The following is a 21,985-nucleotide window of genomic DNA, read 5'->3' on the forward strand; positions in this document are numbered from 1 at the left end:
CCCTACAGGTCCTTACGGAACCCTTCCGCCACCTTCAGGAAGATGTCGTTCGCCTCGGCTTCCCCGACCGTCACCCGCACACCCTCGCCCGGGAACGGCCGGATGACCACCCCCGCCTGCTCACACACCTCCGCGAACGGGACGGTGCGCTCCCCCAGCCGCAGCCATACGAAGTTGGCCTGGGTCTCGGGCACCGTCCAGCCCTGAGAGCGCAGTCCGTCGACCACGCGCGTGCGCTCACACACCAGCGAACCCACCCGGCCGAACAGTTCGTCCTCGGCCCGCAGCGAGGCGATCGCCGCCTCCTGCGCGAGCTGGCTCACGCCGAACGGCACCGCTGTCTTGCGCAGCGCCGCGGCCACCGGCTCGTGGGCGATGGCGAATCCGACGCGCAGGCCGGCGAGGCCGTACGCCTTGGAGAAGGTCCGCAGGACACAGACGTTGGGCCGGTCCCGGTAGAGCTCGACGCCGTCCGGCACCTCGGGGTCGCGGATGAACTCGCGGTAGGCCTCGTCGAGAACCACCAGCACGTCACTCGGGACTCGGTCGAGGAAGCGCTCCAGCTCCGCCCGCCGCACCACCGTGCCGGTCGGGTTGTTGGGGTTGCAGACGAAGATCAGCCGAGTCCGGTCGGTGATCGCATCGGCCATCGCGTCGAGGTCGTGCACATCCCCCGGCGTCAGCGGCACCTGGACCGACGTCGCACCGCTGATCTGCGTGATGATGGGGTACGCCTCGAAGGACCTCCAGGCGTAGATCACCTCGTCACCCGGGCCGGAGGTGGCCTGAATCAGCTGCTGGGCGACACCGACCGAACCGGTGCCGGTGGCCAGGTGAGTGAGAGGAACACCGAACCGCTCGGACAGCTCGTTCATCAGCGCCGTGCAGGCCATGTCCGGGTAGCGGTTGAAGTTGCAGGCCGCCGCCGTCACGGACTCCATCACACCGGGCAGCGGCGGATACGGGTTCTCGTTGGAGGACAGCTTGTAGGCCACCGGACCACCTGCCGCGGCGGGCTTGCCCGGCTTGTAGGTGGGGATTCCCTCCAGCTCGGCGCGCAGCTTGGGGCTCGTCTCGCTCACCGCAGTCCTCCTCGTGAAGACCGGCGGCCCATGACCGCCGCCGACATCCAATGCTCCTCACCTTATGAGGATTCGGCGCCCCTGCGTATAGCCGCGGCCGACCGGACGGCTTCGGCCTCCTCCGTCCCAACGGCATCAGGGGCATCACCGCACCAAGGCGTACGAATCCGGGGGGCGCGCCGCACATATATCTAGGCGCCGGTGGTGCACGCCGTGGCGCGCATCCCCCATGCAGGTGAGTTGAGACCTCTTCGCAACATCGGCCACTTGGCAGGCCCGTGTGCGCCACCACGTCACGTACTGGCATGGGACCGCTCAACGCCCTTGGTTTCTAAAGCAATTGGGCTCAAATGATCATGCAGAAACGTGCCTGTCAACGCGTGCATATGCGTCCGCACTACCCCACCGCATGAGCCCTACTATCGGCTCGCCATGACAGCAGCAGGGAAGCACCAGGTGAGCCGCGCGGAAACCTCACGACGAGGCAGTCGGCCGGGTCGGGCCGGTATCAGAGACGTGGCCGCCGCCGCCGGAGTCTCGATCACGACCGTCTCCGACGCCCTCAACGGCAAGGGCCGACTCCCGGACGCCACCCGGCGCCATGTCCGGGAAGTCGCCGACCGGCTGGGCTACCGGCCCTCGGCCGCCGCCCGGACCCTCCGTACCGGCAAGTCGGGCCTCATCGGTCTGACCGTGACCACGTACGGGGATGAGCCTTTCACCTTCACCGAGTTCGCATACTTCGCCGAGATGGCACGGGCCGCCACCTCCGCCGCGCTCGCCCGCGGCTACGCCCTCGTCATCCTGCCCGCGACCTCCCGCCACGACGTCTGGTCGAACGTCGCCCTGGACGGCACGGTCGTCATCGACCCCTCCGACCAGGACCCGGTCGTCAGCGAGCTCGTACGGCAAGGCCTGCCGGTCGTCTCCGACGGCCGCCCGGCAGGCTCGCTGCCGGTCACGGCCTGGGTGGACAACGATCACGAGGCCGCCGTCCTCGGCATCCTCGACCACCTGGCCGCCGCCGGCGCCCGCCGCATCGGCCTGCTGACCGGCACGACGACGGACACGTACACCCACCTGTCCACCACCGCGTACCTGCGCTGGTGTGAGCGCGTCGGCCAGGACCCGGTGTACGAGGCCTACCCCGCGCACGATCCGTGCGCGGGCGCCGTCGCCGCCGACCGGCTCCTCGCCCGGCCCGACCGGCCCGACGCGGTCTACGGGCTGTTCGACCCGAACGGCACCGACCTGCTCGCCGCCGCCCGCCGTTACGGCCTGCGCGTTCCGGAGGACCTGCTGCTGGTGTGCTGCAGCGAATCCACGGTGTACGCCAACACGGATCCGCCCATCACCACGCTCTCCCTGAAGCCGCGCCGCATCGGCACGGCGGTGGTGCAGCTCCTCATCGACGCCATCGAGGGAGTGGAATCCGACCATCCGGTGGAGCAGGTGATACCGACGGAGCTGATCGTGCGTACCTCTTCCCAGCGACGCCCGCCGCGCACGACGGTCAGCCCGCCGCGCTCACCCGAGGAGACCTAGGTCTCCCGGGGACGCCTCGCAGGGGGCGTCCGGCAGAGGACCTCTCCCGCAACGGGGTAAAGGGAAGGTCGTCCTCCTGGGGAGAAACAGGGCCGGTCCCCCGGAGAGAAGGGATCGTTCTCGCGAAGAGAAGAAGAGCGAGGACGGTCACACGGTGGTCAAAGCACGGCTCAATCGGGGCGAAAGCCGCAGTGAACTGGACTCTTGCTCTGATTCACCACCCCTGGGTCATCACACGGCGCGATCCGCATTCCTATGATGGGCCCACGACATCCGCGGGCCGCTACGACCAGGCAGTCCGATGCGGTGCAATGCGGCGCGATGGTGGAGGGGTCGATGACTCAGGGGGCCGGTCAGGGACCCGAGGTGGAGCGGACGGCGACGTTGCGCGACTTCCGGGTGCCCGCGTACGTCCACGAGACCGGTCCGTACGTCCACAGCGTCCACCCCGGGGAGGTCGCCCCGCCGCCCGAGGAGACCTACCCCGAGGGATACACGCCGACCCAGCGCGACCTTCCCGTCATCAACCGGGGTGACACTGTCCAAGTGACCGTGGAACCCGAGACCGCCGCCGCCCCGCAGGCCAGCACCGGGCAGGGACCGCTGTACGTCGTGGGTGACGTGCACGGTTATCTCGACCAGCTGGTGTCGGCCCTCCAGGAGAAGGGCCTGCTCGACGCCTCCGGCAACTGGTGCGGGGGTACCGCCCGGCTGTGGTTCCTCGGGGACTTCACCGACCGCGGTCCGGACGGCATCGGCGTCATCGACCTGGTGATGCGGCTGTCCGCCGAGGCAGCCGCGGCCGGCGGCTACTGCAAGGCACTCATGGGCAACCACGAGCTGCTGCTGCTGGGCGCGAAGCGGTTCGGCGACACCCCCGTCAACTCCGGCGCGGGCACCGCCACCTTCCAGGCGGCCTGGCTGCTCAACGGCGGCCAGAAGACCGACATGGACCGCCTCCAGGACCATCACCTACAGTGGATGTCCCGTCTGGACGCCGTCGAGGAGGTCGACGGCCACCTGCTCGTCCACTCCGACACCACCGCCTACCTCGATTACGGCCGGTCCATCGAAGAGGTCAACGACACCGTCCGCGAGACGATCACCCGCAACGACGCGGACGAGGTCTGGGACCTGTTCCGCAAGTTCACCAAGCGGTTCTCCTTCCGCGACGAGGGTGGCGCGGACGCCGTGCGCCGTCTGCTCGATACGTACGGGGGCACCCGGATCGTTCACGGCCACAGCCCGATCCCGTACCTGCTGGGCGAAGTCGGTGCCGAGGACGACGAGGACAACAGCGACCCGGTCATCGAAGGACCGCACGTCTACGCCGACGGACTCGCCATCGCCATGGACGGCGGCGTGACCATGGCCGGAAAGCTGCTGGTCCAGCAACTGCCGCTGGATACGTGAACGTTCACCGGGCAGGCGCCCCCGCTCGGAGGACCGGGACGGCGAGGGGCCAATTTCAGTAAACCCCCTGTCACCGCATACCGTCACCGCTCTACCATCGGCTTATCCGTAGCAGGCTCCCCTCCGTTTCTGCCCGACGGCTCGTCAGCATGCCGAGCCCCAAGCCCTACGGAGCATCGGGGGATGCACATGAACAGCGTTCCGCAGCACCTGCTGAGCGAGGACCGCCAGGAATACGAGCGGATCCTCGATGAGGCGCTGCGCTCCGCACCACACCGTCCCGACCTGGCCGCTGTCGGACAGCGGCTCAACCCCGAGCAGTTGCGCACCATGGCGCTGAACGCCACCGCGCTCATCACGGCCGCCGCGTCGGCCGAATACCAGCACTACGTCAAGGTCCGCAACGAACTACGTCAGCCCGCGTCGTCCGCTTCGCCGGCCGTGCACGAGTCCGGTTCCTCCGAGCCGGGCGCGGGCGCCTCGGGGCTCGCCGCCGGCATGGGCGTCGCCGACGCCACCGGCGCGGGCGCCGTCGCCGTCGTCGCCGTCCTCGCACCCGTCCTGGCCGGTACCGCGGCGGCGATCTTCCTGCTCGTCGGCTACATCCTGCAGATGCTCGACCCCGAGCAGGGATTCGCCCGGACCATGCTCACCACGGGCTGGGTGTTCGGCGCCGTGACCGCGGTCGCGATCCTCGTCGCCGCGGTGGGACTGCTGCTCACCGCCCTGCGCAACAAGCCCACGGCCGAAAGCGGGCCGTACGGCGAATTGCAGGGGGAGGTGGCCCAGGCCAGGGCGGCCTGGCACGAGGCGCTGCTGGAACGCGGGATCCTGCCCTTCCTGCGCGAAGCACTCGTCGACCCCGGTGCGACCGCCGCACTGCACCCCACGCCCTCGTCCACCCCGGTCAGTCGCATGCCGCACCTCGGCTACGACCGCCCGGGGTTCACCAGCCCGGACGACGGCGGCCGAGGTTCGCGCCCCAGCTTCAGCAGTCCGGACTACACCAGCCCGGACTTCGGAGGCCCGGAGCACCAGCCGGAGTAGCCGTCGGATCCCGTCCGAGCAGGCGCCTCCCACAGGCCGGGGGGCATCGGCCCCCGGGCCTGTGCGCGGCAGGTCAGTCCGCTATGGGCAGGTACACGCGGTTCCCGCTCGCGGCGAACTCCTTCGACTTCAGGGCCATGCCCTCCTCGATCTCGGTCCGTGTGCCGCCGTGTTCACGGCGGATGTCCTGAGAGATCTTCATGCTGGACAAGTCCAGACCGGAGTCGCGCGGACTGACGTCGTCGTCCGGCCCCGCCAACAGGCGCTCTGCCAGAGAGCACGTAGGCAGGTCCGTGCCTTCCAGGCCGGACAGAACGGCCCATGACTCCACGAGCCGCGGGCCGTCCCACACGGCTCCGGCTAATCAGCCAGCGGCAGATAAACCCGGTTCCCGCTCGCCGCGAACTCCTTCGACTTCTGGAGCATCCCCTCGGCAATCTCCTCGGACGAGGCACCCTCAGCCGCAGCACCACCGAACCGCTCTGTGATGCTTTGGCTGATCTTCATGCTGCAGAACTTGGGACCGCACATCGAGCAGAAGTGGGCCGTCTTGGCCGGTTCCGCGGGCAGGGTCTCGTCGTGGAACTCCCGTGCCGTGTCCGGGTCGAGAGCCAGGTTGAACTGGTCCTCCCACCGGAACTCGAAACGGGCGTCGGACAGCGCGTCGTCCCACTCCTGCGCACCGGGGTGTCCCTTGGCGAGGTCGGCGGCGTGGGCAGCGATCTTGTAGGTGATGACGCCGGTCTTCACGTCGTCGCGGTTCGGCAGGCCCAAGTGCTCCTTGGGCGTGACGTAACACAGCATCGCCGTGCCCCACCAGGCGATCATCGCGGCACCGATGCCGGAGGTGATGTGGTCGTACGCCGGGGCGACGTCCGTGGTCAGCGGGCCGAGCGTATAGAACGGAGCTTCATCGCAGATCTCCTGCTGAAGGTCGATGTTCTCCTTGATCTTGTGCATCGGGACATGACCCGGGCCCTCGATCATGGTCTGCACATTGAAACGCTTCGCGATCCGGTTGAGTTCCCCGAGCGTGCGCAACTCCGCGAACTGCGCCTCGTCGTTGGCGTCCGCGATCGATCCGGGCCTGAGACCGTCGCCGAGCGAGTACGTGACGTCGTACGCGGCGAGGATCTCGCAGAGCTCCTCGAAGTTCTCGTACAGGAACGACTCCTTGTGGTGCGCGAGGCACCAAGCGGCCATGATCGAGCCGCCGCGGGAGACGATGCCGGTCTTGCGGTTCGCCGTCAGCGGGACGTACGCCAGGCGCACGCCCGCATGGACCGTCATGTAGTCCACCCCCTGCTCGGCCTGTTCGATGACCGTGTCCTTGTAGATCTCCCAGGTCAGCTCCTCGGCCCGGCCGTCGACCTTCTCCAGAGCCTGATAGAGCGGCACGGTGCCGATCGGGACGGGGGAGTTGCGCAGCACCCACTCGCGCGTGGTGTGGATGTTGCGGCCGGTGGACAGGTCCATGACCGTGTCGGCGCCCCAGCGGGTCGCCCAGGTCATCTTCTCGACCTCCTCCTCGATGGAGGAGGTCACGGCCGAGTTGCCGATGTTGGCATTGACCTTCACCAGGAACCGCTTGCCGATGATCATCGGCTCGATCTCCGGGTGATTCACGTTGGCCGGCAGCACGGCCCGGCCCGCGGCGATCTCGTCCCGCACAACCTCGGGCGCCACGTTCTCCCGGATGGCCACGTACTCCATCTCGGGCGTGATCTCGCCACGACGGGCGTACGCGAGCTGCGTGACCGCCTGGCCCTGCCTGCCCCGGCGAGGCTGACGCGGCCGGCCGGGGAAGACGGCGTCCAGGTTACGGAGCCCGCCGCGGGGCGAGGTGTGCTTGATGCCGTCGTCCTCGGGACGGACGGGCCGGCCCGCGTACTCCTCGGTGTCACCGCGGGCGACGATCCAGTTCTCGCGCAGCGGCGACAGGCCCCTGCGGACGTCGGTGTCGACGAGCGGATCGGTGTAGGGGCCCGATGTGTCGTACAGCGTGACCGACTGGCCGTTGGTGAGGTGCACCTGACGGACCGGCACGCGCAGGTCTGGGCGAGAGCCCTCGACATACGCCTTGTGCCAGCCGATGGACTTCCCGGCCTCCTCGGACTTCTCGTCCGGAACGGAGGCAGGCGTGCGTGTGTCCTTGCTGGTCATGAGACCTACTCCCTACGCCGGCATTACCCGGTAACAGGTTCGGCGGTCGACGCAGCGGCTTCCGCCCGGTGACGTTCCGTGTGAAACATCACTCGACTCCGGCGATGTTTCATGTGAAACATCGCTGGGACGGAGGTCAGCGCCCTCTCAGCCCGGTGCTCCGAGCTCCCGCGTGTACAAAAGGTGCCTCCACGCTAGCGGCAATTCTGGCGCGGTGAACAGAGGGCCCCCCTCGTTCTTGCGATGATCGGTCGGTGACCACGACGCAGCGTCCCCCCTACCCCCCGCCCGAACCGCCCCGCGGATCCGGTGCCGGAAACGGCAACGGCCGTGGTGACGGCCATGACGGCGCCGCCGAAACCCGGCACGCCGCCGAGGTCCGGCAGGAGCAGACTCAGGGGCAGGGCCCTGGGCCTGGCTACGGCCGCGTCGGGAGCTTCGGTTCCGGAGGCGGCGGTGAGCGTGATTCCGGCTCCGGTTCTGGATACGGCTCGGGCTCCGGTGATGAGTACGGCTCGGGCTCCGGCGGCGGGTACGACTCCGCTCCGGGCCGTGCGTACGGCTCTCGTCCCGGCGGAGAGTACGGGCCAGGCGCCGGTGGCGGCCCGGGTGCCGGTTCTTCCGGTGGCGGCCACGGTGGCCCCGGCGGCGGGCACAGTGGCGGGCATGGTTCCGGCCCCGGCAGAGGTGACGGGCACGGCCACGGTGGGGACAACCACCACGGTGGGGGCGACGGACACGGCCACGGCTCCGCACCGGGTGGCGGCCATGGTCATTCCCACAGTCACCACCACGGCCCGGCCACGCCCGTCTCCCTGCATCTACGCAAGGTCATCGCGGCGGTCCTGATCCCGTTCGCCGTGGCAGTGCTGGTCGGTCTCGCCGTGCTGTGGCCGGGCGGCGCCCCGTCGCACGAGCGCACCGGCGTCGGCTTCGACCGGCAGACGCAGCAGGCCACGGTCACCAAGGTGGTCGAGGTGAGCTGCAAGGAGGCCGGTGCCTCGGGCGTTCCGCCGACCGGCGACACCTCCACCGCAGAGGGTTCCTCGGCGGTGCAGGCGGAGAAGGGCACCTGTAAGAGGGCCACGATCCGGGTCGACAGCGGCAATGACAAGGGCCGTACGTTCACCGAGATCGTCCAGCCGGACCAGTCCCGCCAGTTGCACGAGGGCCAGGAGGTCGTGGTCGCCTACGAGCCCTCCGCGCCGAAGGACCTCCAGTACTCGGTCACCGACATCAACCGCCGTCTGCCCATGGGGCTGCTCGCCGGCATCTTCGCGCTCGCCGTCGTGGCCGTCGGGCGGTTGCGCGGTGTCATGGCCCTGGTCGCGCTGGCCATGAGCTTCCTGGTGCTGAACTTCTTCATCCTGCCGGCGATCCTGCAGGGCTCCAATCCCCTGATCGTGGCGGTGGTGGGTGCGAGCGCCATCATGCTCATCGCCCTTTATCTGTGCCATGGCCTGTCCGCCCGGACATCCGTGGCGGTGCTCGGCACGCTCATCTCCCTGCTGCTCATCGGCATCCTCGGTTCGGTGTTCATCGACTGGGCCGCGCTCACCGGCAACACCGACGACAACACCGGGCTCATCCACGGTCTCTATCCGACGATCGACATGAGTGGTCTGCTGCTGGCCGGCGTCATCATCGGTTCGCTGGGCGTACTCGATGACGTGACGGTCACCCAGACCTCGGCGGTCTGGGAACTGCACGAGGCCAACCCGTCGATGGGCTGGCGCGGGCTCTACCGCGCGGGCATCCGGATCGGCCGTGACCACATCGCCTCGGTCGTCAACACGCTCGTCCTCGCCTACGCGGGGGCGGCACTGCCGCTGCTGCTGCTGTTCTCGATCGCACAGAGCAGTGTGGGCACGGTCGCCAACAGCGAACTGGTGGCGGAGGAGATCGTGCGCACGCTGGTCGGTTCGATCGGCCTGGTCGCCTCGGTGCCGGTCACCACGGCCCTGGCGGCGCTGGTGGTCTCGGCCGACCGTACCGGAGCGGAGCCTGCCGCAGAGGCCTCAGGGACCCCGGCACGCGGGGGGAGGGGCCGACGCCGCAAGCGCTGACGCGTCGCCCTGCCGCAGGTGGCCTGGCCTGTGCCTGCGCAAGGCGCAAGCGCTGACGCCTCTCGCCTGCCGCAGGTGGCCTGGGCCCGGGCCCTGCGCAAGCCTCGGGCCGCGAGGGAAGACGCCCCGCACTCAGGCCCCGTGCCGGACTCCCGGCGTCGGGGCGCGTGGGCCCCGGGCGCCTCGGCCTCGGCCGCTTCCCGCGAGTCCAGCGGCTCAGCCGCGTCCCGCCCTTCCGGCGCCTCCACCGCAGCGGCCCGCACCATCTCCGGCGGCGGAAGCGTCCGCCCTCCGCGAGAAGATCGCCCGGTCATACGACCATCGCAGGAAGAAGCGTTCCTGCGCAGCTCGGCGGCATCCGGTGAAGCGTTCCTCCACCGTGCCGCCGGGCCCATGTCTCAACCAGCGCCCTGCTCGGCGAGGATGCGGTCCAGGGCCTCGTCCAGGTGGGCGTCGAAGTCGGCGAGCGAGCCCTCCTGGCCCAGCGGCACCAACTTGTCCGTACGGTCGAGGAAAGCGACGAGCGGTGCCGTCGACGACCGGAACAACGCCTGGTCGCTGCCCACCTGAAGCCTGATCAAGACCTCGCCCAGCGCATCGGGTTCGACGGGCGTGACCCGCACGTCGCCCTCCCCGCACGGCCGGCCGACCCCGTCGATCAGCAACTCCCGGCCGAAAGCCCACGTCACGGGGGCATCACCGGGCAAATGAAACGTCAGCCGGACGGCATAGGGATCACTGGACTCATAGCGCAGCTCCACCGGAATGCGGAAGGAGAGCTCCTCGGACACGAGAAAGCTCATCATGACCTCTGCTTGCACGGACTCGCGCATCGATAACCCCGTCATTCGCCGTGACTGGCCGGGAACGAACCTCTGACACTGGTGGAATCTTGCTGAACGTACACAGCAGATCACAAGGAGTGAGTTTTCACATACTGATAGAGAGCGCGAGCGAGCCGAGCGACCGCCCGATCTCGGCCTGCAACTGCCGGGCCGCGGGCAGCAACCGGTCGGCCTGATGTGCGGGGAGTGAAATGGCCATCGTCGCTGCCGTGGTGCCGAGCGTGAGCGGGATCGCGGCGCAGACCGCGCCCAAGGCGTACTCCTGACGCTCGATCACCGGTTCCATGCGCCGGATGCGCTCCAGACGCCGGAGCAGACTGTGGTTGTCGCGCACGGTGTACGGCGTGAGCGGCTGTACCGGGTAGCGATCGAGGTGATCACGTCGTGCGTCCTCGTCCAGCTGGGACAACAGGCACTGCCCGACGGCGTGCGCGTGCCCGGTCTCACGGAAGTCGGCCCACTCCTCGACGGCCGGGTTGTTCGGGGTGTCGGAGACGCACATGACCTCGATCTCGCCCTCGCGGTACACCGCGTAGTACACGGGCACGCCGAGGACGTCCCGCCAGTGCGCGAGTACGTCGACCACCGTGCTGCGACGTTTCTGCCGCGCCCCGCTGCTGCTCAGCCGCTCTGCGGCCTCTCCGAGGAAGAACAGGCCCTTGTCGCGGCGCAGATAGCCCTCGTGCACGAGCGTGCGCAACAGGTGATAGGTCGTCGGCAGCGCCAGCCCGGTCTCGCGGGCCAGTTGCTTGGCGGGGGCGCCGTACTCGTGCACGGCGACGGTCTCCAGCAGTCGCATCGCGCGCTGCACGGATCCGATGAGGGTCGGCGGAGGCGCGGGTGCGGAGGGGGCCGGTGGCCCGGGGGGTGCCGCCGAGCGGGGTTGCGCGGGGACGGTGTGGAGGTGGACGGGTGCGGTGTCAGCCGGGACCAAGGGTCTCTCCCGAAGCGCGAGGGGGCAGACCGTGTGGAGGAACACGGGTGGGGTGAATGCCGCTCGCGGGGAAGTCCCCGCGTCGATTTCCGGACTCTATTCGCCTGCCACCGCGTGCAGACGACCCCGCCGGGAAACTTCCCCCGCCCGAGGGAACCGGTGATTCCAGGCGTGTCCCGCTACCCCCACCGGTTTCCCACCGGCCTCACCAGTCGCTGCGCGACGAGGAGCTCGATGTGAACTTCCGTACGACGTAGATCAGTCCTCCGACCAGCGCCACGAAGACCAGCACCTTGAAGAGCAGTCCGATGACGAACCCGACCACGCTGGCGATCAGCCCGCCGAACACGACCAGGGCGATGACCGGCACCGCGATCCACTTCACCCACCACGGCAGCCCCGTGAAGATCTCTCGCATCGCCCTCGTCCTTACCTCTCCGCCCGTTCGAATGCCGGGTCCTGTCCGTCCTTGTGGATCTCTGACGTCCTGCACTCGATGCTAGGTCCGGAGAGGGGGCGAACGGGGGCCTCGCACCCCTTGTCCTCCCCTGACCGATCCCTGAGGGAACCCTGAGGTCGTCCGTCACCTCTCGGGCGGAGAGAAGACCACCAGCACCCTCAGATCCTCGGTGATGTGGTGGAACTTGTGGGCCACTCCCGCCGGCACGTAGATCACGCTGCCGCGCGCCACCTGGGTCGTCTCCAGGCCGACGGTGATCGCGGCCCGGCCGCTCACAACGAAGTAGACCTCGTCCTGATGGTGCGGCTTCTGTGGATCCTGTACGCCCGCGTCGAGAGCGTACAGGCCGACCGACATGTTCTGCTCCCGCAGAAACTGCAGGTAGGCGCCGTCGTTGGCGGCGCGCTCCGCCTCCAGTTCATCCAGCCGGAATGCCTTCATCGCCTTGCCCGCCCCTGCCTCTTGTCCTCATACCCGATCAGGTCTGCCACGATCAGACACATGAAGAATTTCGTAGTCAAGACGATCGCCAACGCGGGTGCCCTGGCGGTCGCCGTATGGCTGCTCGACAAGATCACCCTGACCGGTGACAGCACGGGCAAGAAGGTCGGCACCCTGATCGTCGTGGCACTGCTCTTCGGGCTGGTGAACTTCCTCGTCAAACCGGTCGTCAAGCTCCTCAGCCTTCCGTTGCTGATCCTGACACTCGGGTTGTTCACCCTGGTCGTCAACGCGCTGATGCTCCTGCTCACCTCGTGGCTTGCGGACAAGCTCGACCTGAGCTTCCACGTGGAGGGCTTCTGGACGGCCGTCCTGGGCGGTCTGATCATCTCCGTCGTCTCCTGGGCCCTGCACGTCGTCCTGCCCGACGAGGACTGAGCACCATGACGTACCGCGTCTGTTTCGTCTGCACGGGCAACATCTGCCGTTCCCCGATGGCAGAGATCGTCTTCCGCGCGCGGGTGGCGGAGGCCGGTCTCGACGGGCTGGTGGAGGTCGACAGCGCCGGTACGGGCGGCTGGCACGAGGGCGACGGGGCCGACCCGCGCACGGCGGCCGTCCTGGAGGAGCACGGCTACGCCGGCGGCCACACGGCCCGGCAGTTCCAGCCGTCCTGGTTCTCCCGCCTCCACCTGGTGATCGCGCTCGACTCCGGCCACCTCGGAGCCCTGCGCCGCCTCGCCCCCACGGAACAGGACGCACAGAAGGTACGACTGCTGCGCTCGTACGACCCCGCCGCCGGCGAGGACCTCGACGTACCGGACCCCTACTACGGGGGCATGGACGGCTTCGAGGAGTGCCTTGAGATGGTGGAGGCGGCGAGCACAGGGCTGCTCGCCGCAGTACGCGAGCACGTGGAAGGACGGGCGGCATGAGTGATTCCGCCAGGGGTGACGTGGGCCGGGCGACGGGCGAAACGGACCGGGTGAAGGATGCCGCGAGCCGGGTGACGGGTGCGGCGGCCCGAGCGACGGGTGCCGTGGACGACGTGACAGCCGCCGTGGGCAAGGTGACGGGTGCCGCGGGCCTCGCTACCGAGGACGCCGGTGACGGCACGCGCGCGGTGCGGGCCGGGCTGCCCGAGCCGGTCAAGCACGAGCCCACCCTGCCCGGTCCCGTGTTCGCCGCTCACTTCCACCTGCCGGGCGACCCGACCGGCCCCTACACGTACGGCCGCGACGAAAACCCGACCTGGACACTGCTCGAGCGCGCCGTCGGCGAGCTAGAGGCGCCCGGCCCGGACGGTGCCGAGACGCTCGTCTTCGCCTCCGGCATGGCCGCGATCTCAGCGGTGCTCTTCTCCCAGCTGCGCACCGGTGACGTGTGCGTCCTGCCCGACGACGGCTATCAGGCGCTGCCACTGGTCCGCGCCCAGCTGGAGGCCTACGGCATCGAGGTGCGCACCGCGCCGACCGGCGGTGACGCCCAGCTCGACGTCCTCGACGGCGTGAAGCTGCTGTGGATCGAGACGCCGTCGAACCCCGGGCTGGACGTGTGCGACATCAGGCGGCTCGCCGAGGCGGCACACGCGCGTGGTGCCCTGGTGGCCGTCGACAACACCCTCGCGACGCCCCTCGGCCAGCGTCCGCTGGAACTCGGCGCCGACTTCGCGGTGGCCAGCGGCACCAAGCAGCTCACCGGCCACGGCGACGTCCTGCTGGGCTACGTCGTCGGCCGGGACCAGGCGGCGATGGCCGGCGTACGCCGCTGGCGCAAGATCGTCGGTGCGATCCCCGGCCCCATGGAGGCCTGGCTCGCGCATCGTTCGATCGCGACGCTCCAGATGCGGGTCGACCGGCAGAGCGCAACGGCGCTGGCGGTCGCCGAAGCGCTGTGTGAACGGCCCGAGGTGTCGGGCTTGCGCTACCCGGGGCTCCCCGACGACCCCTCGCACGCGGTCGCCGCGCGGCAGATGCGGCGCTTCGGGTGCGTGGTGTCGTTCACGCTGCCCACGCGCGCGCGTGCCGATCGCTTCCTGGACGCGCTGCGGCTTGTGGACGACGCGACGAGTTTCGGCGGGGTGCGGTCCACGGCCGAGCGGCGCGGGCGCTGGGGCGGGGACGCGGTGCCGGAGGGCTTCATCCGCCTCTCGGTCGGAGCCGAGGACCCCGAGGACCTGGTGGCGGACGTGCTGCGTGCGCTGGACGCGTCGGCTGCCTGACATCCCCATGGACGGTCCGAGCCTCCCCCCTCGTGGCTCGGACCGTCCTCCGGTTCCCCGCGCAAGAACCGCGCGACCAAGGCTAGTTGACTCTCTGTCAGTGTCCAATCACTGTAGCGACAGAGACCTATCGACTTATTTATAGTTGAGCGCGGCCAGGGCATGAGCGGGGCCGAAGAGGGGAGCTTGTGCGGTGGATCTGGCCTTGCTGCGGACCTTCGTGACCGTGCACCGAGCCGGCTCCTTCACCCGCGCCGCCGCGCTGCTCGGCCTCTCCCAGCCGGCCGTCACCTCGCAGATCCGGACGCTGGAACGGCAGCTGGGCCGCCCCTTGTTCCTGCGGCAGGCCCGCGGCGTGACCCCGACGAGCATCGGCGACGAACTCGCCCACAAGGCCGCACCACATCTCGACGCGCTGGTGGAGATCACCGAGACCGGCCTCGACGACGACTCCTGCTTACGGACGCTGCACCTCGCAGGCCCTCCGGAGTTCACCGCCGAACGAGCCCTGCCCGCCCTCACGGAGCTGACCGGCGAGGACGGTCAGGGCTTCGCCTTGCGCGCCTCGTTCGGGAACGCCGAGGAAACCCTGGAAGGGCTTTCCGCCGGGCATCACGATCTGGCCATCAGCACGGCTCAGCCGCGCGGCGCCCTGCTCACGGCGACTGCGCTCTGCGACGAGGAGCACGTCCTGGTCGCCGCTCCGCGCTGGGCCGATGAGACCGGCGCCGGGCAGCCGGACGGCAAGCCGATAACGGCCCTGGAGCAGGTGCCCGTGGTGGAGGTGCACGAGTCGCTGCCCTTCGTCTCCCGCTACTGGGCCTCCGTCTTCGACTCGCCCCCGGCCGCCCCGGGCACCGTCATCGTTCCCGACCTGCGTGCGGTCCTGGCCTGCGCGGTCGCGGGGGCGGGGCTGGCGGTGCTGCCCCGCTACCTGTGCGCGGCGGCGCTGGAGCGGGGCGATGTCGTGCCCCTGTACGAGCCTGCGGTGCCTCCGTTGCGGACGTATTTCCTTGTGGTCCGCACCGGGACGCTCGCGATGCCTCACGTCGCGCGGGCGCACGACTGGTTGCTGCGATCCTCGGCCGACTGGTGCTGAGGCGCTCGGGGGCGCGCGAGCCGTGCCGACGTGCACTGCGGGGCGCCCCGACAAGGGGGGAGGGCGCCATGGCGCGGGTGCCGGGGCGCTCGGAACGGTGTCTCACTCTGAGGGCTCGAGAGGTCACGTTTCGCGATGTTTCACGTGGAACCATGCGGGCCACATTTCACTCATGACCGTCCGACCCGTGGTCAAGCGCACCGCCCGCGCCGTTCTGCTGGACGGTGACGACCTGATCTTGATCAAGCGCACCAAGCCGGGTGTGGATCCCTACTGGCTCACCCCCGGCGGCGGGGTCGAGCCCAGCGACTCGACCGTCGTCGATGCCCTCCACCGCGAGGTGTACGAGGAGCTCGGCGCGAAGGTCACCGACGTGGTGCCCTGCTTCGTGGACACCATGGAGCACATCAGGGAGGACGGTGGTGCGACCGGTGTGAAGGTGCAGCACTTCTTCGTCTGCCGCCTCGAGTCCATGGACCCCTCCCTGCGTCACGGTCCCGAGGTGGACGAGCCCGTCGGTGAGTACGAGATCGTGCGTGTGCCCTTCACCCGGGTCGGGATCGCGTCCGTCCATCTCGTACCGCTGTCGCTGCGGCATTACCTTGACGGCAACATCGAGGGTGTTCTCGCCATGCACGCGCCCGACCTGGGCTGAGACGGCTGTTCAGTTCCCCGCCGCAACCAGTTCCTCGACGGAGTCGTGCCGTATGCGGTCCGACGGGATGCCGACGTCCCTCAGGGCGTCCACACCGCTGCGGATCATCCCGGGCGGACCCGAGAGATAGGCATCGAACTCGTTCCACGGCCCGTAGGCCCGTATCGCGTCCGGCAGCTGCTGGTTCGCCTGCTGGTCGATGATCGCGCGGACCGAGAGCCAGGGGTGGGTCTGCTGGAGGCGGAGCATGGTGTCGATGTCGTACAGGTCATGGTCGGTGCGGGCCCCGTAGAAGACCTCCACCGGCCGGCGGTCCCCGTGCTCGGCGACGTCCTCGACCAGAGCCTTGATGGGCGCTATGCCCGTGCCGCCGCCCAGGCAGAGGAGGCCACTGGCGGTGGTGTGGTCGACGGTCATCGAACCCGCGGGCGGGCCGAGCCGGATGATGTCGCCGGGGCGGGCGCGGTGTACCAGGGCGTTGGACACCCAGCCGGCTGGAACGGCCTTCACATGGAACGACAACAGACCGTCGGAGCGGGGGGCCGAGGCGAAGGAGTAGTGCCGCCAGATCCGCGGCCACCAGGGTGTCTCCAAGCTGGTGTACTGCCCGGCGAGGAAGGGGTACGGCTGGTCGGGGCGGACCGTCACGACGGCGACGTCCGGGGTTCTCAGCTCGTGCGTGACGATCTCGGCGTACCACCAGGCCGGGGCGCGCAGTTCGTCCGCGGCCGCCGCATCGATCATGACCTGGGAAATCGTGGTGTAGGCCCGGACCCAGGCCGCCTCCATCTCCGGGTTCCAGACTCCGGCGGCATACTTGCTCAGCGCGCCGATGAGGCATTCGCCGACGGCCGGGTAATGCTCGGCCCGCGTCCCGTACTTCCGGTGACCGCGGCCGAGATTCTGCAGGTAGTCGACGAGGACGTCCTTGTCGTCGATGTGCTCCGCGGCCGTGAGCAGCGCCCTGAGCAGCCGGTCCCGCTGGGTGTCCATCGCGGCCGGGAACAGTGACCGCAGGTCGGGGTGGCGGACGAAGAGCAGGGCGTAGAAGTACGACGTCACCTTGTCGGAAACAGGGGCGACCTCGGCCATGGCGCGGCGGATGAGGAGGGCGTCCGGGGACGCCGCTTCGGCCGAGGCTGTGGCGGCTGGTTCTGAAGCCGACGCCGGTGCGTGTCGCGGGGAGGGAACATGCGGCTCGGGAGCGGCAGGCGGCGCGGCCACGGTGGAGGCGAAAGGCGCCGGGGTGAGCGCTATGGGTGCGGGACCCGGCGACGAGGCGGCGGCCGGGCTGGAGAACGCGTGAGACGGGTGGTGCTGCACGGCGGAAAGGGTGGAGGTGGGGATCCCCTTCGCGGATTCACGCCCGGAGTCCGGCCCGTCGGCGCCCGCGCCGCCGGGCGTCGAGACGGGGGGCTCGGATGTGCCGTCCTCCGGCACATCCGGGGCGGGCGTGGGCCTGCCCACGGGGCGTATCACCGCCGGTCGGCGCCCGTCTGCCGTCCCGGGTTCGCTGTCCGGCGCCGTCGTCGGGTTCTTGCGGGGTGTGAACCAGCCGCCCCCGCCGCCAGAAGTGCCGCTGTCGGCCGACGTGGTGGTCGGAGCGTCCATGGTGTGCCTCGCCTCGAGCATCTTTCGGTCGGTCTGCGCACTTCCTTGGCCGGAAGGTGCCTGCTTCCCCCGTGGACGGTCTGTTCCCCTCCTGTCGCGGCCAATGCGGCCACATTCAACCCGCATTCCGGCTCCGTACGGACAAGTAAGGCGAGAGTGTGACATTGGCCGCAGCAACTCTCATCGAGCTTCTCACCCGCCTGGACGCTTCCGTCACGAACCCGGAACGCGGGTCTTCGATCTCTCTTGCCCATTCCAGGCCGCATCACCCTGCACTCGTCCCACACGGAACGAGCCGACTCGTCCCCGGACGCGAACCGGATTCGACCCTACCGGCCACCGCTGTGCACACAAGTCCCCCCTGCACCGGTCACGAATGCGGGCACGACGCGCATCAGCAGGTCGGCCAACCAAGTGACCGGCGGCCCCCGTTCACGGGCTCGATCGGCACCAGAAGTTCTTACGTGTTTCACGTGAAACATCCAGTCCCGGTCCGTGCGTCGGCCGAGCGGTGACAACTGGCCAAAAGGTCGTATGTCTCCGTCGAAACAGGTGGACGCCGGGGTGTCTTGTCGGACAGCCTGACCTGCGTGCCGACTCCTTCTCTTGCCTCATTGCCCATCCGTCGTCTGACGCTCCGCGATCAAGCCGCATGCGCCGACTTGTCCGAGGATCGGGGGTGGCCACGGGAGGAGCACAAGTGGGCTTTCCTTCTCACGGCCGGGAAGGGCTACGGCATCGACGACCCCGACGGGGGCCTCGTGAGTGCCTGTGTCGTCACCGAGTACGGGCCACAAGACCCCGACCTCGCCGCGATCGGCATGGTTCTGGTCGCCGGACGGCATGCCCGCAAGGGCGTGGGGCGCCGACTGATGCGCGATGTCATCTCCGCGATGGGCACCACGCCTCTCACCCTGCACGCGACGCCGTACGGCCGCCCCCTCTACGAGGAACTGGGCTTCAAGGTCACCGGGCGGGCCGAGATGGTCACTGGGCGCTTCACTCCCGACGGACCGGAGCCGAAAGTGGCCACCCGTCCCGCGACCGCCGAGGACCTCACCGCGATCCTCCGGCTCGACGAGCAGGTGTTCGGGGCCGACCGTACGCACATCGTCACCCGACTGCCCGCTTTCGCGGACCAGTTGCGCGTGGCCGAGGAGCACGGCCGGATCATCGGATACGGGGCGGCCTGGCCCAACATGGACACCCACGTCGTCGGCCCGCTCATCGCACGCGACACATCGGTGGCCCAAGCGCTCATCGCCTCCCTCGCCGCGCACACCGACCGTCCCCTGCGCACCGACATCGACGTGAGGCACGAAGAGCTCCTCGCATGGGTGAAGGAGCGCGGTCTGGAGTCCGTCGCCTTCAACTCGGTGATGTCTTACGGGATCTCCGAGTCACCCGGGGACTGGAGCCGGCGGTTCGCGCCGGTCACGGTCGCGGCGGGCTGAAGACCCTCGATACGACGGCGCCGGCTCCCCGTGGATCGGGACCGGCGTTGTCGCGCTGAAGCGGCTAAGTCGGGCAAGGGCCTCCACGGCGGTCGTGGCGAAAGCCGTGCTCCTGCTCCGGGGCACCTCCGCCGACGCCGATCGCGCCGATCAGGCGGCCGTCGCGGTGCACCGGCGCCGGCGATGAGCGGCATCGGCCGGTCGAGGGCGGTCGGCAGCGTGTGGAAGAGGCATCCGGGCAGCACCGCGTCGACGAGGTCGGCGGTGGGCGCGCTCAGATGGAGAGCCGTGCAGGCCTTACGGGTGCTGGTCCGGCCGGAGATCAGCACGGCACGGTCGTCGCGACGGAAGGCGAGCAGATGGCCGCCCGCGTCCAGATCGGTGACGCCGACGGTGACGCCCGCGGCCTCAGCGGCATGGTGGGCGGCGGCGACGAGGACATCGGCTCATGGATGGTCAGCGGGGCGGCAGCGGTAGTGGTGCCCATGAGGGGTTCTCCTGGAAAGCTTGCTGTGGTGCCGGGGCTTGGGGTGGCCGGGATGTTCAGGTTGCTCCGTGGTGGACAGGGGCCCGCCGCTCCGTCGGCGCGGATCCTGTGACCACGCTGCTGGAACCACCGGCACGCCGCTCCAGGGAGGCCGAGACGACGGCCAGAACCAGGGCTCCGGCAGCCAGGGCGGCACCGACCCAGTTGGGGGCGGTGTAGCCGAGGCCTGCCGCGATCACGAAGCCGCCGAGCCAGGCGGACAGGGCGTTGCCGAGGTTGAAGGCGCCGATGTTCACCGCGGAGGCCAGGGTGGGAGCGCCGTGCGCTTGGTCGAGGACCCGCTTCTGGAGGGGCGGCACGGTCGCGAAGCCCAGGGCACCGATCAGCGTGATGGTGATCGCCGACAGCAGCTTGTCGTGCGCGGTGAAGGTGAACAGCGCCAGGACGACGGCCAGGGCGCCCAGGGCGATGTAGAGCATCGGCATCAGCGCGCGGTCGGCGAACGTGCCGCCGACGAGATTGCCGCCGACCATGCCGAGGCCGAAGAGGACCAACAGCCAGGTGACGGATCCGTCGGCGAAGCCCGCGACGTCGGTCATCATGGGCGCGATGTAGGTGATGGCCGCGAAGACGCCGCCGAAGCCGAGGACCGTCATGGCCATAGCGAGCAGTACCTGCACGTTCTTGAAGGCGGCCAGCTCGTGCCGCAGGCGCACGTCCTTCGCCTTGGGCATGTCGGGGACGAGCCGGGCGATGCCGACCAGGCCGATGACACCGAGGGCGGCGACGATGCCGAAGGTCACCCGCCAGCCGACGGACTGCCCCACGAGAGTGCCCAGTGGGACGCCCACGACGTTGGCGACGGTCAGGCCGGTGAACATCATCGCGATGGCTCCGGCCTTCTTGTCGGGGGCGACGAGGTCGGCCGCGACCACCGAGCCGATACCGAAGAAGGCGCCGTGTGCCAGTGAGGCGACGATCCGGCCGATCAGCATGACGGAAAAGGCCGGGGCGAGGGCCGAGAGCAGATTGCCGGCGATGAACAGGCCCATCAGCAGCATCAGCATCCGCTTGCGGGAGATCTTGGTGCCGAGCACGGTCATCAGCGGGGCGCCGAACATGACTCCGAGCGCGTAGCCGGTCACCAGGTACCCGGCCGTGGGGATGGAGACCCCGTAATCGCCCGCGACCTCGGGCAGCAAGCCCATGATCACGAACTCTGTCGTTCCGATCCCGAAGGCTCCGATCGCGAGGGCCAGAAGCGCGAGAGGCATGGAGGGGTTACCTTCCCAGACGATTGCATGAGCGCTTTGCGTGCGTACACAATTGTTGCATACGCGGGCTACTTGCAGTCGCCGTATATTGCGGTCCTGCTCTATCCTGGGAGACAGCCGCTCCGGGACGGAGGAAACGCCAATGACAGCGACGGACCCCGCGCTCACCGCTCTCGCCCAGAGCTGGTGCGCCCTCTCCTTGCTCCACGGGAGAATCGAGGCCCGTATCGAGCGCGCTCTGCAGGCACAGCACGACCTCAGCGCGCGCGAGTACTCCCTGCTGGACGTGCTCAGCCGACAGCACGACGGCGACGGAGGCCATCTCCAGATGAAGCAGGTCGCCGACGCCGTCGTCCTCAGCCAGAGCGCCACCACACGTCTGGTCACCCGGCTGGAAGACCGCGGGCTTCTGGAGCGCTACCTGTGCCCCACCGACCGCAGGGGTATCTACACGAACGTCACCGCGGCCGGTCTCGAGCTACTGGAAGCGGCGCGGCCCACCAATGACGCCGCCCTGCGCGAGGCTCTCGACGAGGCGGCGAAGAACCCCGAGCTGGCCCCCCTCGTCCGGGTCGTGGAGACGCTGAAGGCCCCGGTGCCCGCCTAGGTAACCTCCCCACGGGCCTCGCCGCGAGCGACAGCTTCTGCACCGGCCTCTCTGCGTAGAGTGCGCCCCATGGGAGATCTTGAAATACGTGCCGCCGTGGCCGACGACGTCCAGGCGATCGTCGCCATGCTCGCGGACGATCCGCTGGGCGCACAGCGCGAGTCCCCGGACGACCTCACCCCGTACCTGGCTGCGCTGGAGAGGCTCAGCGCCGACCCGAACCAGCGCCTGGTCGTCGCGGTTCGGGAAGGCCGGGTCGTCGGCACTCTCCAGCTCACGATCATTCCGGGACTGTCACGACGCGGCGCGACCAGGTCGATCGTCGAAGGAGTGCGCATCCACACGGACGAGCGCGGCGGTGGCCTGGGGACTCAGCTCATCGAGTGGGCGATCGACGAATCCCGGGACCAAGGCTGCCAGTTGGTCCAGTTGACCTCCGACAAGACGCGCGCCGAAGCCCACCGCTTCTATGAGCGGCTCGGCTTCACGGCGTCCCACACGGGCTTCAAACTCCAGCTGTGACCGCCGCGAGGACGTGTGTGGGCGCTTCGTTTCACGTGAAACGAAGCGCCCACATGCTC

At 69.2% G+C, this 21,985-nt stretch carries 21 protein-coding genes, 1 pseudogene and 1 riboswitch; of the genes and pseudogenes, 12 read left to right on the forward strand and 10 right to left on the reverse strand.

From position 1 onward, the window contains the following. Positions 1 to 2: 2 nt before the first annotated feature. Positions 3 to 1,082: a histidinol-phosphate transaminase gene (gene hisC, locus ACIQHQ_RS17750; RefSeq protein ID WP_402612837.1), complete on the reverse strand. Its 1,080-nt coding sequence runs from the start codon at positions 1,080 to 1,082 to the stop codon at positions 3 to 5. 432 nt (positions 1,083 to 1,514) lie between these two features. On the opposite strand from hisC, the gene ACIQHQ_RS17755 reads away from it, so the two are divergent. The 3 genes from ACIQHQ_RS17755 to ACIQHQ_RS17765 all read left to right on the forward strand — a co-directional run bounded on the left by ACIQHQ_RS17755 (position 1,515) and on the right by ACIQHQ_RS17765 (position 5,087). Further along, on the forward strand, positions 1,515 to 2,627 hold the full coding sequence (locus ACIQHQ_RS17755) for a LacI family DNA-binding transcriptional regulator (RefSeq protein ID WP_402612838.1): 1,113 nt from the start codon (positions 1,515 to 1,517) through the stop codon (positions 2,625 to 2,627). Between the two features lie 321 nt (positions 2,628 to 2,948). Beyond that, on the forward strand, positions 2,949 to 4,040 hold the full coding sequence (locus ACIQHQ_RS17760) for a metallophosphoesterase (protein WP_402612839.1): 1,092 nt from the start codon (positions 2,949 to 2,951) through the stop codon (positions 4,038 to 4,040). Positions 4,041 to 4,223: 183 nt separating this feature from the next. Continuing rightward, positions 4,224 to 5,087 (forward strand): hypothetical protein, encoded by an 864-nt coding sequence (locus ACIQHQ_RS17765; protein WP_402612840.1) that lies wholly within the window; start codon positions 4,224 to 4,226, stop codon positions 5,085 to 5,087. A 73-nt stretch (positions 5,088 to 5,160) separates the two neighbouring features. Here the strand turns inward: ACIQHQ_RS17765 and ACIQHQ_RS17770 are convergent, their stop codons facing one another. Both ACIQHQ_RS17770 and thiC read right to left on the reverse strand, forming a co-directional pair. Next, positions 5,161 to 5,289, reverse strand: a complete 129-nt coding sequence (locus ACIQHQ_RS17770) for a hypothetical protein (RefSeq protein WP_272923355.1) — start codon at positions 5,287 to 5,289, stop codon at positions 5,161 to 5,163. A gap of 158 nt (positions 5,290 to 5,447) precedes the next feature. Then, a complete protein-coding gene (gene thiC, locus ACIQHQ_RS17775) occupies positions 5,448 to 7,250 on the reverse strand; it encodes a phosphomethylpyrimidine synthase ThiC (protein WP_402612841.1) in 1,803 nt (600 codons plus the stop codon). Further along, positions 7,243 to 7,432: riboswitch (TPP riboswitch) on the reverse strand. It overlaps the preceding gene by 8 nt. Before the next feature lie 72 nt (positions 7,433 to 7,504). Here thiC and ACIQHQ_RS17780 point away from each other — a divergent pair. After that, positions 7,505 to 9,316 carry a YibE/F family protein gene (locus ACIQHQ_RS17780; RefSeq protein WP_402612842.1) on the forward strand — a complete coding sequence of 604 codons (1,812 nt, stop codon included), beginning with the start codon at positions 7,505 to 7,507 and terminating at the stop codon, positions 9,314 to 9,316. Between the two features lie 398 nt (positions 9,317 to 9,714). Here ACIQHQ_RS17780 and ACIQHQ_RS17785 read toward each other — a convergent pair whose 3' ends face one another. From ACIQHQ_RS17785 to ACIQHQ_RS17800, 4 genes are all read right to left on the reverse strand, one after another. Next, positions 9,715 to 10,149 carry an SsgA family sporulation/cell division regulator gene (locus ACIQHQ_RS17785; RefSeq protein WP_033309865.1) on the reverse strand — a complete coding sequence of 145 codons (435 nt, stop codon included), beginning with the start codon at positions 10,147 to 10,149 and terminating at the stop codon, positions 9,715 to 9,717. Positions 10,150 to 10,246: 97 nt separating this feature from the next. Further along, positions 10,247 to 10,981, reverse strand: a complete 735-nt coding sequence (locus ACIQHQ_RS17790) for an IclR family transcriptional regulator (RefSeq protein ID WP_402613068.1) — start codon at positions 10,979 to 10,981, stop codon at positions 10,247 to 10,249. 319 nt (positions 10,982 to 11,300) lie between these two features. After that, a complete protein-coding gene (locus ACIQHQ_RS17795) occupies positions 11,301 to 11,513 on the reverse strand; it encodes a DUF5326 family protein (RefSeq protein WP_020271174.1) in 213 nt (70 codons plus the stop codon). Between the two features lie 165 nt (positions 11,514 to 11,678). Further along, complete coding sequence (locus ACIQHQ_RS17800; protein ID WP_402612843.1) at positions 11,679 to 11,996, reverse strand: cupin domain-containing protein; 318 nt, start codon at positions 11,994 to 11,996, stop codon at positions 11,679 to 11,681. Between the two features lie 60 nt (positions 11,997 to 12,056). On the opposite strand from ACIQHQ_RS17800, the gene ACIQHQ_RS17805 reads away from it, so the two are divergent. The 5 genes from ACIQHQ_RS17805 (at position 12,057) to ACIQHQ_RS17825 (ending at position 15,971) form a co-directional block, all read left to right on the forward strand. Further along, positions 12,057 to 12,434 (forward strand): phage holin family protein, encoded by a 378-nt coding sequence (locus tag ACIQHQ_RS17805; RefSeq protein WP_402612844.1) that lies wholly within the window; start codon positions 12,057 to 12,059, stop codon positions 12,432 to 12,434. Between the two features lie 5 nt (positions 12,435 to 12,439). Then, on the forward strand, positions 12,440 to 12,931 hold the full coding sequence (locus tag ACIQHQ_RS17810) for a low molecular weight protein-tyrosine-phosphatase (protein WP_402612845.1): 492 nt from the start codon (positions 12,440 to 12,442) through the stop codon (positions 12,929 to 12,931). Beyond that, positions 12,928 to 14,217, forward strand: a complete 1,290-nt coding sequence (locus ACIQHQ_RS17815; RefSeq protein ID WP_402612846.1) for a cystathionine gamma-lyase — start codon at positions 12,928 to 12,930, stop codon at positions 14,215 to 14,217. Before ACIQHQ_RS17810 ends, ACIQHQ_RS17815 begins: the two co-directional genes overlap by 4 nt. A 193-nt stretch (positions 14,218 to 14,410) precedes the next feature. Next, complete coding sequence (locus tag ACIQHQ_RS17820) at positions 14,411 to 15,316, forward strand: LysR family transcriptional regulator (protein ID WP_402612847.1); 906 nt, start codon at positions 14,411 to 14,413, stop codon at positions 15,314 to 15,316. A 172-nt stretch (positions 15,317 to 15,488) separates the two neighbouring features. Continuing rightward, positions 15,489 to 15,971: an NUDIX domain-containing protein gene (locus ACIQHQ_RS17825; protein ID WP_402612848.1), complete on the forward strand. Its 483-nt coding sequence runs from the start codon at positions 15,489 to 15,491 to the stop codon at positions 15,969 to 15,971. Positions 15,972 to 15,980: 9 nt separating this feature from the next. On the opposite strand, the gene ACIQHQ_RS17830 is transcribed toward ACIQHQ_RS17825, so the two are convergent. After that, the gene (locus ACIQHQ_RS17830) at positions 15,981 to 17,603 is read right to left on the reverse strand and encodes a globin domain-containing protein (protein WP_402612849.1); all 1,623 of its coding nucleotides are present in this window, start codon (positions 17,601 to 17,603) and stop codon (positions 15,981 to 15,983) included. Between the two features lie 569 nt (positions 17,604 to 18,172). Between ACIQHQ_RS17830 and ACIQHQ_RS17835 the strand changes: the two genes are divergently transcribed. Further along, positions 18,173 to 19,036 (forward strand): GNAT family N-acetyltransferase, encoded by an 864-nt coding sequence (locus ACIQHQ_RS17835; RefSeq protein WP_402612850.1) that lies wholly within the window; start codon positions 18,173 to 18,175, stop codon positions 19,034 to 19,036. Between the two features lie 72 nt (positions 19,037 to 19,108). Here the strand turns inward: ACIQHQ_RS17835 and ACIQHQ_RS17840 are convergent. Continuing rightward, positions 19,109 to 19,523 (reverse strand): annotated as a pseudogene (locus ACIQHQ_RS17840) (heme-binding protein); the annotation flags it as partial. 56 nt (positions 19,524 to 19,579) lie between these two features. Next, positions 19,580 to 20,797: an MFS transporter gene (locus ACIQHQ_RS17845; RefSeq protein ID WP_402612851.1), complete on the reverse strand. Its 1,218-nt coding sequence runs from the start codon at positions 20,795 to 20,797 to the stop codon at positions 19,580 to 19,582. Positions 20,798 to 20,939: 142 nt separating this feature from the next. On the opposite strand from ACIQHQ_RS17845, the gene ACIQHQ_RS17850 reads away from it, so the two are divergent. After that, entirely contained in the window at positions 20,940 to 21,404 is a 465-nt protein-coding gene (locus ACIQHQ_RS17850) for a MarR family winged helix-turn-helix transcriptional regulator (protein WP_402612852.1), read from the forward strand. A gap of 69 nt (positions 21,405 to 21,473) precedes the next feature. After that, positions 21,474 to 21,926, forward strand: coding sequence for a GNAT family N-acetyltransferase (locus ACIQHQ_RS17855; protein WP_402612853.1), 453 nt, complete (start codon positions 21,474 to 21,476; stop codon positions 21,924 to 21,926). Positions 21,927 to 21,985: the final 59 nt, after the last annotated feature.

Origin of the sequence: Streptomyces sp. NPDC092370, assembly GCF_044755265.1 — a bacterium.
Lineage (GTDB): Bacteria > Actinomycetota > Actinomycetes > Streptomycetales > Streptomycetaceae > Streptomyces.